The 10,703-nt window shown below is 61.1% G+C and carries 12 protein-coding genes; 2 read left to right on the plus strand and 10 right to left on the minus strand.

Features of this window, described 5'->3' with window-relative positions:
- Nucleotides 1-159: 159 nt before the first annotated feature.
- The 3 genes from FXO12_RS12070 to FXO12_RS12080 are packed head-to-tail and all read right to left on the minus strand — an operon-like array spanning nucleotide 160 to nucleotide 3,096.
- A complete protein-coding gene (locus FXO12_RS12070; protein ID WP_057976065.1) occupies nucleotides 160-1,008 on the minus strand; it encodes a carboxylesterase in 849 nt (282 codons plus the stop codon).
- Nucleotides 1,005-2,399, minus strand: a complete 1,395-nt coding sequence (locus FXO12_RS12075; RefSeq protein WP_003188936.1) for an aspartate aminotransferase family protein — start codon at nucleotides 2,397-2,399, stop codon at nucleotides 1,005-1,007. The genes FXO12_RS12070 and FXO12_RS12075 overlap by 4 nt, the downstream gene beginning before the upstream one ends.
- Nucleotides 2,392-3,096 (minus strand): MtnX-like HAD-IB family phosphatase, encoded by a 705-nt coding sequence (locus FXO12_RS12080; protein WP_057976068.1) that lies wholly within the window; start codon nucleotides 3,094-3,096, stop codon nucleotides 2,392-2,394. Before FXO12_RS12080 ends, FXO12_RS12075 begins: the two co-directional genes overlap by 8 nt.
- Nucleotides 3,097-3,337: 241 nt before the next feature.
- Between FXO12_RS12080 and FXO12_RS12085 the strand changes: the two genes are divergently transcribed.
- Complete coding sequence (locus tag FXO12_RS12085; RefSeq protein ID WP_057976070.1) at nucleotides 3,338-4,108, plus strand: MipA/OmpV family protein; 771 nt, start codon at nucleotides 3,338-3,340, stop codon at nucleotides 4,106-4,108.
- A 131-nt stretch (nucleotides 4,109-4,239) separates the two neighbouring features.
- Here FXO12_RS12085 and FXO12_RS12090 read toward each other — a convergent pair whose 3' ends face one another.
- From FXO12_RS12090 to FXO12_RS12110, 5 genes are all read right to left on the minus strand, one after another.
- Nucleotides 4,240-4,644 carry an EamA family transporter gene (locus FXO12_RS12090; protein ID WP_034126452.1) on the minus strand — a complete coding sequence of 135 codons (405 nt, stop codon included), beginning with the start codon at nucleotides 4,642-4,644 and terminating at the stop codon, nucleotides 4,240-4,242.
- Nucleotides 4,641-5,021: an EamA family transporter gene (locus tag FXO12_RS12095; protein WP_003188930.1), complete on the minus strand. Its 381-nt coding sequence runs from the start codon at nucleotides 5,019-5,021 to the stop codon at nucleotides 4,641-4,643. The genes FXO12_RS12090 and FXO12_RS12095 overlap by 4 nt, the downstream gene beginning before the upstream one ends.
- On the minus strand, nucleotides 5,018-5,938 hold the full coding sequence (locus FXO12_RS12100) for a hypothetical protein (RefSeq protein WP_057976072.1): 921 nt from the start codon (nucleotides 5,936-5,938) through the stop codon (nucleotides 5,018-5,020). Before FXO12_RS12100 ends, FXO12_RS12095 begins: the two co-directional genes overlap by 4 nt.
- 796 nt (nucleotides 5,939-6,734) lie before the next feature.
- Nucleotides 6,735-7,388, minus strand: a complete 654-nt coding sequence (locus tag FXO12_RS12105; protein ID WP_034126450.1) for a DsbA family oxidoreductase — start codon at nucleotides 7,386-7,388, stop codon at nucleotides 6,735-6,737.
- A gap of 58 nt (nucleotides 7,389-7,446) precedes the next feature.
- Nucleotides 7,447-8,466 (minus strand): alpha/beta fold hydrolase, encoded by a 1,020-nt coding sequence (locus tag FXO12_RS12110; RefSeq protein ID WP_019817689.1) that lies wholly within the window; start codon nucleotides 8,464-8,466, stop codon nucleotides 7,447-7,449.
- A gap of 182 nt (nucleotides 8,467-8,648) precedes the next feature.
- Here FXO12_RS12110 and metR point away from each other — a divergent pair, with 182 nt between their 5' ends.
- Nucleotides 8,649-9,566 carry a transcriptional regulator MetR gene (metR, locus tag FXO12_RS12115; RefSeq protein WP_003188924.1) on the plus strand — a complete coding sequence of 306 codons (918 nt, stop codon included), beginning with the start codon at nucleotides 8,649-8,651 and terminating at the stop codon, nucleotides 9,564-9,566.
- Nucleotides 9,567-9,698: 132 nt separating this feature from the next.
- Here metR and FXO12_RS12120 read toward each other — a convergent pair whose 3' ends face one another.
- On the minus strand, nucleotides 9,699-10,199 hold the full coding sequence (locus FXO12_RS12120) for a GNAT family N-acetyltransferase (protein WP_057976074.1): 501 nt from the start codon (nucleotides 10,197-10,199) through the stop codon (nucleotides 9,699-9,701).
- Complete coding sequence (locus tag FXO12_RS12125) at nucleotides 10,196-10,606, minus strand: NUDIX domain-containing protein (protein ID WP_057976076.1); 411 nt, start codon at nucleotides 10,604-10,606, stop codon at nucleotides 10,196-10,198. The genes FXO12_RS12120 and FXO12_RS12125 overlap by 4 nt, the downstream gene beginning before the upstream one ends.
- Between the last annotated feature and the right edge of the window lie 97 nt (nucleotides 10,607-10,703).

Consider the following 10,703-nt stretch of genomic DNA (forward strand, 5'->3'; position numbering starts at 1 on the left):
TCCTTATCAACACCGTTCTACTGTAGGAGCGAGCTTGCTGTGGCGAGGGAGCTTGCTCCCGCTCGACTGCGCAGCAGTCGCAGGCTTTTGGGGGTGCTTCGCACCCCAGCGCAAGCAAGCTTGCTCGCCACAGCAAGCTCGCTCCTACAAGTAAACTAATCACGCCACACGATTGAGTTGCACTGCGTGCTGCTCGACAAACTTGGCACTCAACTCGATCACCCGCCGGTACTGCAAATCGACCGTGATCATGTGGTAGCAGTTGTCCAACAGGATCTTGGTCACCGGCCCGCCGAGGTGGCGCTCCACGTAATCGGCGTTCCAGCGGCTGGTGATGTCGTCCTCGATGGAGTGCAGCACCAGCGCCGGCACCTTGATCTGGGGCATGCGCTTCTTGACCACGGCGTTCATGCGGTGCAGCTCGCGCACGGTGATGCCTTCCATGGTCAGCAACCCCGCCTCACTGCTCTCGCCTTCCTTCATCTGCCGCTCGACGATGGCCCGCAGGCGCTCGTTCTTGATGCCGTAGGGCGGCTTCTCTTCGAAGCTGCAAATGTGTACGCCGAATGGAATCTTCATCAGCAACGGCGTGAGGAACGCCAGCTTGTTGATGCTCCAACCGTCGTACTTCAAGGTGGTGGAATACATCAGCAACCCGGCGACTTGCCCAGGATGTTCGGACGCCACATACATCGACATCACCGCGCCCATCGACAAGCCACCGACAAACACCTGCCCGTGGCGTTGCTTGACCTGTACGAAGGTCTTGCGCACGCCTTCGTACCAGTCCCTCCAGCCGGTGGCCTGCAGGTCGCTGTTGTCGCCGCAGTGCCCCGCCAGTGTGGGCACATACACCGTGCAGTTGCCTGCCTTGGCCAGGCCCTTGGCGACCTGGCGCAATTCAGTCGGTGTGCCGGTCAGGCCGTGGATCAATAGGATCCCGACCGGACCATCACCGAGAACGAAACCGGCAGTGCCTTCACCGAGGTCGATCCCTTGAGCATTCACCGCGTGGTCGCTCGCACCAGCAGTTGCTCGAGCAACTTCAGGCCCAGATCGATTTCCGGGTAGCTGATTTCCAGGGACGGCGCCAGGGTGATCACGTTCTTGTAGTAACCGCCTACGTCGAGGATCAGCCCGAGTTTCTGGCCGTCTACCAGCATGTCGCCTTTCATGCCTTCTTCGACCATGTAGTCCAGGGTCGCCTTGTCCGGGGTGAAGCCATCCGGGCCGCAGATTTCGCAGCGCAACGCCAGGCCCAGGCCGTCCACATCGCCGATGATCGGGAAGCGTTTTTGCAAGTCTTGCAGGCCTTCCAGGAAGTATTTGCCCTTGGCCATGACCATGGCGCCGTAGTCGACTTCGCTGGTCATCTTGAACATTTCCAGGCCGACGGCGGTGCCCAGCGGGTTGGAGGCGAAGGTGGAGTGAGTCGAACCTGGCGGGAACACCTTCGGGTTGATCAACTCTTCACGGGCCCAGATACCGCCCAACGGGTTGAGGCCATTGGTCAGCGCCTTGCCGAACACGATCACGTCCGGCTGCACGTCGAAGTGCTCGATCGACCAGAGTTTACCGGTGCGGTAGAAGCCCATCTGGATTTCATCGGACACCATCAGGATGCCGTGCTGATCCAGGACGTGCTTGAGTTCGCGGTAGAAGTTCATCGGCGGGATCACGTAGCCGCCAGTGCCCTGGATCGGCTCGACGTAGAAGGCTGCGTATTCGCACTGGTTGGTCTTAGGGTCCCAGACGCCGTTGTATTCGGTCTCGAACAGGCGGGCGAACTGCTGCACGCAATGGCTGCCGTACTCTTCCTTGGTCATGCCCTTCGGGCCACGGAAGTGGTAAGGAAAGGGAATGAAGTTGGCGCGCTCGCCAAAGTGGCCGTAGCGACGACGATAGCGGAAGCTGGAGGTGATCGACGAGGCGCCGAGGGTGCGGCCGTGGTAACCGCCTTCGAAGGCGAACATCAGGCTTTTGCCGTTGCTGGCGTTGCGCACCACTTTCAGGGAGTCTTCGATCGACTGCGAGCCGCCGACGTTGAAGTGCACACGGCCGTCGAGGCCGAACTTGTTCTTGGCATCGACCGCGATCATTTCCGACAGCTCGATCTTGCCTTTGTGCAGGTACTGGCTGGCGATTTGCGGCAGCGTGTCGATCTGCTTTTTCAGCGCGTTGTTCAAGCGCGGGTTGGCATAGCCGAAGTTGACGGCCGAGTACCACATTTGCAGGTCGAGGTAGGCCTGGTCTTCGGTGTCCCACACATAAGAGCCTTCGCAGCGGCTGAAAATACGCGGCGGCTCGATGTAGTGAACGGTGTCGCCGTAGGAGCAATACTTGGCTTCTTTATCCAGAAGCACCTGGTCTTCGGCGGTAGCGATACGGATATCAGACATGATGGAAGAGTTCCTGATTGTCAGAAGAGGTGTTGAAGGTGGTGGCGTTGGCGGCGAGGCCTTGTGGCAGCTTGGCCAGCAACGCCGGCACTTGCGCAAAGGTGTCGAAGCGCGCATGAGGAATCTGGTGGGCGACGCAGTAGTCGGCGAGGCTGCCCTTGGCGAACACGAAGTCGGCGGTGGAGGCCACGCACATGTCGGACTTGCCGTCGCCGATCACCAGCACGCGCTTGTTGCGCGGCGTGGATCTGCACTTGCAGTTGCCGGCAGCAGCGCGACAGGCATCGCTGGCATACGGGAAGTCGATGCGCCAGCTGTCCTGGTCAACCTGGCGCAGGCGGTTGGCGAGGATCGGCAGCAGGGTCACGTAGTTGCGCGAAAGGATGCGGGCAATGCCCTGCTCGAGGCCGTCGCTGACCACTTCGATGGAAGCACCCAGGCCCATGACGTGATCGACGAAATCCGGGAAGTCCGGGTCGATCTCGACACTGTCAAAGTACGCCAGCAGTTCAGCCGGGGTGGCCTTGATCAGCGCCAGTTGGCGGCTCAGGCATTCGCGTGAACCGATATGCCCATCCATCCATTCCTGCTCAATGGTTTCCCACTCGGGGCCGGCGAAGCGTTGGAGGACGTTGTCGATGACATCCGTGGGAGTAATGGTCCCGTCGAAGTCACACACGATATGCCAGTTGATCATCTGCCTTTCCTTTAGGTAAAGGGCCTTGGAGGAGCGCGCTGTATGCGCTTGCCAAGGGATAGAGCAGGGACTGTGCCAACTGGCGAAAACCCCGCAGGGCTGGGGGTTAGGGCGAAATGCGCGGTGATAGGTGTCGCGGGAGCTACAATTTTTGTAGCTTGCTACAAACAACATGAGTGCTTGCGCAGGCGCGTCGGTTTGCGCGTTCATGCGCGCCTGTCCACCTTCAGGAAACGTCCCCATGTCCAAGCTCGCTGCTGCTGTATTCACCGGTTTACTTGGAGGGTGGGGCCTTTGCAGTGCCGCGTGGGCAGAAGGCATCACGGGCGACGTGGGCGTGGGCCTCAGCTATCAGCCCCACGACCCCAGCGGCAGCCGCTACGAAACCCGGCCTGTGCCTTACCTGGACCTGGATTGGGGTGACGTCAGCCTGAGTACCGATGACGGCCTTACCTGGAGCGCCCTGGATACCCACGGCCTTACCGCTGGCCCCTATATCAACTACCTGCCGGGGCGTACCTCCAACGGCGAATTGCAGGGCCTGCGCAACGTGTCGGACATGGCCGAGGTGGGCGGTTTCGTCCAATATGCCCCGGCCAATTTCTGGCGGGTCTACGCGCAATTGGGCCAGGCCGTGGGCGGCGGGCATTCCCAGAGCGGCGCCCTGGGTAAAATCGGCGGCGAACTGGGTTACCCCGTGGGTGGCGGGATTATCGGCAGCAATAGCCTGGTTGCGCATTTTGCCGATGCGCGCCAGACCAATACCTTCTTCGGCGTGGACAACAACGAAGCTGTCGCTTCAGGCTTGCGGCCTTATAACGCGAGCGGGGGCTTCCAGAACGTGACGCTGAGCCAAAGCTTCGCCTTCCCCCTGGCGCCCCATTGGTCGCTGCTGACCAGCGCCAGCTGGGTACACCTGGTGGGGTCGGCGGCCAAGAGCAGCATCGTCAAGGAGGCTGGCCATGTGAATCAGGGCCAGGTGCAGACGGCGATCAGCTACACCTTTGACTGAATCACCTGGGAGCAAAATGTGGGAGCGGGCTTGCTCGCGAAAGCAGTGTGTCAGTCACCCGATACTTCACTGATCCACCGCATTCGCGAGCACGCCCGCTCCCACAATGGGCCTGTGTTTCATATCTATCTTCAGTGTTCTTCGCCCTCAGCCAACAGTGCGATACCACCTATAATTACCACCACGCCCACCCAATGCAACACGCTGATGTGCTCCCCCAACCCCAGCCAAGAGCCCAGCAGCACCGCCACGAACACCAGCGAACTCAGCGGAAACGCCAGGGACAAACTGCTACGCCGCAGGATCAGCATCCACACAAAAAACGCACCCAGATAGCTGGCAATCGCCGCCAGAATCCCCGGGTTGCGCGCCACGTCCGCCAGCCATTGCCAACTGAAGTCCATCGGCCCCAACTGATCGCCGGCCACCTTGGTGAACAACTGCCCGGCGCTTTCGGTGGCGATCAGCAGTGCCCATAGCACCAGGGTGCCAACACGCCCGTGCAGCCAGCCGGTATTGATTGTTTGCGTTGTCATGCCTGATTCCCCGCGATCGCTACCAACATCACACCTAAAGTAATCACCAGCGTGCCCAGCCAACGACGCCGACTGACGGTCTCCTTGAGCACCACCCTGCCTGCCAGTACCACCAGGCAATAGGCCAACGCCGCCAGCGGAAACAGCAGACTCAAGGGCGCACGGGACAGCGCTTCGAGCCACACAAAAAACTCAATCACGTAGGCGCCGACGCCGGCCCACAACAGCGGCGCATTGAACACCTGGCCCCAGAACGCACGCAGGCGAAAACCGCCATCGAGTTGCGGCAAACGGTCCACGCCCAATTTGAAACACAGCTGGCCAATCACATCGAGGACGATGGAAAACGCCAGTAACAACACCACGGTCAGGGTCACGGGAACAGTTCCTCAAACAGGTCGATCAAGGCTTCATTGGTTGCCGCATTACGCTGCAAGTCTTGCGGGCTCCAGCGCTCCGGTGGCGGCTGGTCGGACTTGGCTTCCCAGCGCTTGAACGCGTTGCTGAATGCCGGCGTAGCGAACTCACCGCAGACGTCGATGCCAATGATGCGTTTACCCGCCGCCAACGCCCGCAGGGCCTGGAGCAAATGGGTCAGGCGCATGCCGCCCTGGTCCCAGTTGGTGGCGGCGTCTTCACTGGCGAGCACATCTTTGTCGATGGTGATCCAGATCGCCTCGGTGGGCAGGCTGGCAATCATCTGGTCGAGGAAGGCGCCCCAATCCAGGTCCGCCAGGTTGCGCCAGTGCAGGAGGTTTTCCTGTTGCTGGTGGCCGGCGCCGTCCCCCACCCGGCCCCAGACCTTGGACGGCGGATGCTGCCAGGGAAACAGCTGCAAACGCCCGCGCTTGAGGGCGCCAAGGTTGCCGCCGCGCAGTTGCGGGTTATGCAGGTCATCGCTGCACGGGCCGAGGGTGACGATGCGTTGGATCGCTGGCATCTTCAGCGCCCGGTTGACCCACGAACCACAGTGCCGCTTGGGCGCAAAGCGCACCCAGTCTGGGTGGTTGTCAAAGTGAATCAGGCTGACGGGCTCTTTGAGGTCGGCCAAAAACGCTGGCGTAAGGTGGTGATAATCGCCGGAGCCGACAAACAGGATTTCCGGGCGCGCGTCACGGGGCCGTGGCCGTTGGGCCAGGCGCTCGACGAAACGCTTCCAGGTTTTTTCGGTGGACCACAAACGCAATTTCGGGCCCAGGTCCAGCAGGTCCAGGCGCGTGGCCCGACCGCTGGCCAACCGCCGGGCAATCGGTGCCTGGCCGGTGAGGCTGTGGTCAAGGTCAAGAATATTCAAGGTAAGTTTCACCCCTAATGGCAGTGCCCAACCGCAGGCCGGTTGGGCTTTAGGGGGGTAATGCAAGGGATGGGCCAGCGCTTCTCTTAATGCCGACACAGATCAAATGTGGGAGCTGGCTTGCCTGCGATGGCCATAGGTCTTCACACAACTTTGTGAGTTGTAACAGCAGACGCTAACCACGATGCGAAGCGAGTCGCTCTTGCTCTTGCTCTGCTTTTGATCTTAAGCGCCCCGTTAAACCACGCTGGCCGAACGCAGGCTTGAATTCGTGGGTAACCCGGCAGGACGCCGGGTTAGCCGCCCCGCGCCATGGATGGCGCGTGGCGGCGGCCCACGGATTCAAGCCTGTGTTCGGGCACACCGAGCCTAAGCGAGGTGCCGAGTGGTGGGGCAAGAGCGTTTTGCTTACTTTTGCGCTTTTCAAAAGTGAGCCGCTGTCAGAGCGGAACCCTAAGTGGCCGTTACCGCAGCAATGGATATGTACACGGTCCAACTGTGTCGCCTGCCAGGCCGCCTTCGCGAGCAAGCCCGCTCCCACAGTTTGATCGCGGGGTGCCAGGTAGATAGGCGTTGGCTGGTAGGCCGTCTTCGCAGGCAAGCCAGCTCCCACATTTGGATCGTGGTGTGTCAGTTAGATCAGCGCCGGCTGTCAGTCCGTCACGGGAGCAAGCTCCCTCGCCACAGGTCCAGCGTCACACCAAAGCTGTGTAGATACCTATGCTGCGATGGCAGTGTTTCAGCCAACTCATTTGCAACTGACAGCCAGCTCCCACATTTTGCTGCGTGCTCGGCCTCAGGATTTCGATTCGTTGATGATCTGGCGAATCGCGCCGACGAAGGCTTCCGCCGGTTGCCCACCGCTCACCGCATATTGGTCATTGAAGACAATGGTCGGCACCGAACTCACCCCACGAGAAACCCACAGCTGTTCCTGCTCGCGGACTTCGGCGGCGTATTCATCGCTGGCAAGAATCTCGGCGGCGCGCGCAATGTCCAGCCCTACGCTCTCGGCGATGATCGCCAGGGTCGCGTGGTCGGAAGGGTCCTGGCCATCGCTGAAATACGCCTTGAACAGCGCTTCCTTGAGGTTGTATTGCAAACCTTCCAACCCGGCCCAATGCAACAGGCGGTGCGCGTCGAAGGTGTTGTAGATACGGCTCTGGCCGTCGGTGCGGAACGCAAAGCCCAATGCGGCGCCCATGTCGCGGATACGCGCACGATTAGCCTGGGACTCTTCAGCCGTGGAGCCGTATTTTTCAGTGATGTGCTCGACGATGTTCTGACCGATGGCGGGCATGTTCGGGTTCAGTTCGAACGGCTGGAAATGAATCTCGGCCTGCACTTCGCTGCCGAGCTGGTCGAGGGCTTCGGTCAGGCCGCGCAGGCCGATGATGCACCAGGGGCAGGATACGTCGCTGACGAAATCGATTTTCAGGGGAGTACTCATGGTGGGCAACCTCGCGTGCAGTCATGCGTATACATAAAGGTTGCACGATACACCACCTTCACAGCACCTTCGAAGGCTCGCTCAAATCGATCTGCGCCCAGTGCGCGGCATCCTGGCGATGGGCTTGCAGGTAAGGCAACACCGCCGCCAGCAAGGGCGCCTTGAACGCTTCCTGAAAACGGTGGGCCAGGCCGGGAATCAATTTCAACTGGCTGCCCTGGATATGCGCAGCCAGGTGCACGCCGTGCATTACCGGCAACAACGGGTCAGCGGTGCCGTGTACCACCAGGGTCGGCACCCGCAGCTGGTTGAGCAAGGGTACACGGCTCGGCTCGGCCAGGATTGCCATGATCTGGCGCTTCACGCCTTCGGGGTTGAAGGCGCGGTCATAGGACAGCGCCGCCTGGTGCAGCAACGCCTGGCGATCGTCCTTGATATCCGGGCTGCCCAACGCCGCGAGCAAGTCTGCCTGTTGCTCCAGCGCCACCTCACGGTTCGGCGCGCTGCGTCGCGAGAGCAATTGCACCAGCGCTGCGTTCGGTGCGGGCAGGCCCTCGGCGCCTGAGCTGGTCATGATCAGAGTCAGGCTTTCCACCCGCTGTGGCGCCATGGCTGCCAGGTGTTGAGCGATCATGCCGCCCATGCTCGCGCCGAGTACGTGAAATTGCTGCACCTGCAGCGCGTCCATCAAACCCAGGGCGTCATCGGCCATATCGGTCAAGGTATAGGGCGCGGCCACCGGCAGGCCGAGCTTGTAGCGCAGCACTTCGAAGGTCAGGTTGGCGCTCGCCGGCGCCTGCCGCCAGGTGGACAGGCCAACGTCACGGTTGTCGTAGCGAATCACCCGAAAGCCTTGTTCGCACAGGGCCACCACCACTTCATCCGGCCAGTGAATCAACTGCCCGCCCAGGCCCATCACCAGCAGCAACGCAGGGTCGGACGCACGGCCGATACTTTGATAGGCGATGCTCACCTGAGCCAGGTCGACCGTTTGGGTCGGGACATTGACATCACATCGAGACGCCGCAAAAGACGGCAGGCCGAACAGTAGAGCGGCCACTAAAAACAACGCACGCATGAAAAACACCAAAACGCAGAACCCCAGTAGAGCGCGAGTCTGATGAAGTTTGTTCAAGCGCGCTGCCACAGTTCGATGACAGTTTGATGAAGAGCGCCCAGTGGTCATGGTCGACACGCCCCACAACATGAGACAAAATCAAGCATTCCGTTTTCGTCGCAAATTTTCTTCATGGAGCGCCTGTGCTCGAAATCCGTCACTTGAAAACCCTGCACGCCTTGCGCGAAGCCGACAGCCTGGTGGAAGCCGCCGAACGCCTGCACCTGACCCAGTCCGCCCTCTCCCATCAGTTCAAGGAACTGGAAGAGCGCCTGGGCATGCCACTGTTCGTGCGCAAGACCAAACCGGTGCGCTTCACCAGCGCCGGCCTACGCCTGCTGCAATTGGCCGACGCCACCCTGCCGTTGTTGCGCGGTGCCGAGCGCGATATTGCGCGGCTGGCCGGGGGTACCGCTGGGCGCTTGCACATGGCGATCGAATGCCACAGTTGTTTCCAGTGGCTGATGCCGACCATCGACCAGTTCCGCGATGCCTGGCCGGAAGTCGAGCTGGACCTGGCCTCGGGCTTTGCCTTCGCGCCGCTGCCGGCCCTGGCCCGTGGCGACCTGGACCTGGTGGTGACCTCCGACCCGCTGGAACTGCCGGGTATCACCTACGTGCCGCTGTTCACCTACGAAGCCATGCTGGCGGTGGCCAACCAGCACGCGTTGGCGAACAAGTCCTACATCGTGCCGGAAGACCTGCTGACAGAAACCCTGATCACCTACCCGGTGGAACGTGACCGCCTGGACATCTTCACCCGCTTCCTGGAACCGGCTGACGTGGAACCGGCCCAGGTGCGGACTTCGGAGCTGACCGTGATGATGATGCAACTGGTGGCCAGCGGCCGTGGGGTGTGCGGTATGCCCCACTGGGCGCTGCATGAATACAGCTCACGCGGGTATGTGAAGGCCAAGCGGTTGGGTGAGAAGGGTTTGTTCGCCACCTTGTATGCGGGCATTCGTGCCGACATGCTGGATGCACCTTATATGCGCGACTTCTTGCTGACGGCCAAGGACACCTCGTTTTCCACCTTGGATGGCGTAAGCGCGGTGCGTTGAGCGGGCTCTGAGTGTGCGGGCGAGTGCCGATCGTTCCCACGCTCTGCGTGGGAATGCCGCCAAGGACGCTCTGCGTCCACGTGGTGACGCGGAGCGTCACGGGATGCGTGCCCACGCAGAGCGTTGGAACGATCAATGTAGCTCGCGCCACATGTGGATCTTGTCGAAGTATTCGACGCCTACCCGCACGGCCAGTGGCTCCAGGCCGTACTGAATGAAACCGCAGCGCTGGTAGAGCGCAAAGGCCGCGTCATTGCCGGCGGTGACGGTCAGCTGGATCAGTTTGAGGCGCGGGTGGCGGCGGGCTTCTTCCAGTGCGGCTTGCACCAGCTGCCGCCCCAGCCCTTGCTGTTGATAAGCCTCGGTCACGTACATGCCGAACAAGGTCACCTTGTGCCGCGCCTTTTCGCGAGGCTCGTAGGCCAGGCCAACGATGCCGGCCAGTCGCTCCCCATCAAAGCCGCCCAACAGGCAATCCAGCGGGCTGTCGAGACGCTTTTCCCACCAGCTCAATGGCATCGAGGCGCGCTCCGCGACACTGGACGTGAACGCTTGCGGGTACGCGCCATAGGCCTCGAGCATCAATGCCCGATAGGCTTGCGCATCGTCGGCGTCCAGCGGGCGAATCATCATGCGGTAGCCAGCGAATCACGATAGAACGGCAGGATCAAATCGCGCGTCAAGGGCGCCAGATGCAAGTCACCTTCGCCCATGGGATCGATCCAGCACACCTCTTCAATCTCTGCTGCAGGGGTGACGGCGACGTCGACCTGCACCTTGAACAACTCCGCCTCTACGGTAAAACCCGGTTCGTTGGCCGCCGGTGCCGAGAACTGGCCAAGATAGACGGCTTGGCTCGGATCAACGCGCAGGTTCAGCTCCTCGTGCAACTCACGGACGAGCGCGTCGGCGGGTTGCTCGCCGGCGTCGATTTTGCCGCCCGGTTGCATGAAAGCCAGGGTATTGCGCTTGCGCACAAGCAGGGTTTGACCGTCGCCACGGACCAACAGCGCGGCTGCAATGCGGATAGTCTTGGACATGGAAAGCCCTCTCTCGGATTGAAAAGCGGCCAAGGATCCCACGCGCATTCTGCACACGCAACTCGCGAGTGCAGGGCGATTTTTTCCGACATACATA

The organism is Pseudomonas sp. J380, from assembly GCF_009827115.1.
GTDB lineage: Bacteria > Pseudomonadota > Gammaproteobacteria > Pseudomonadales > Pseudomonadaceae > Aquipseudomonas > Aquipseudomonas paracarnis.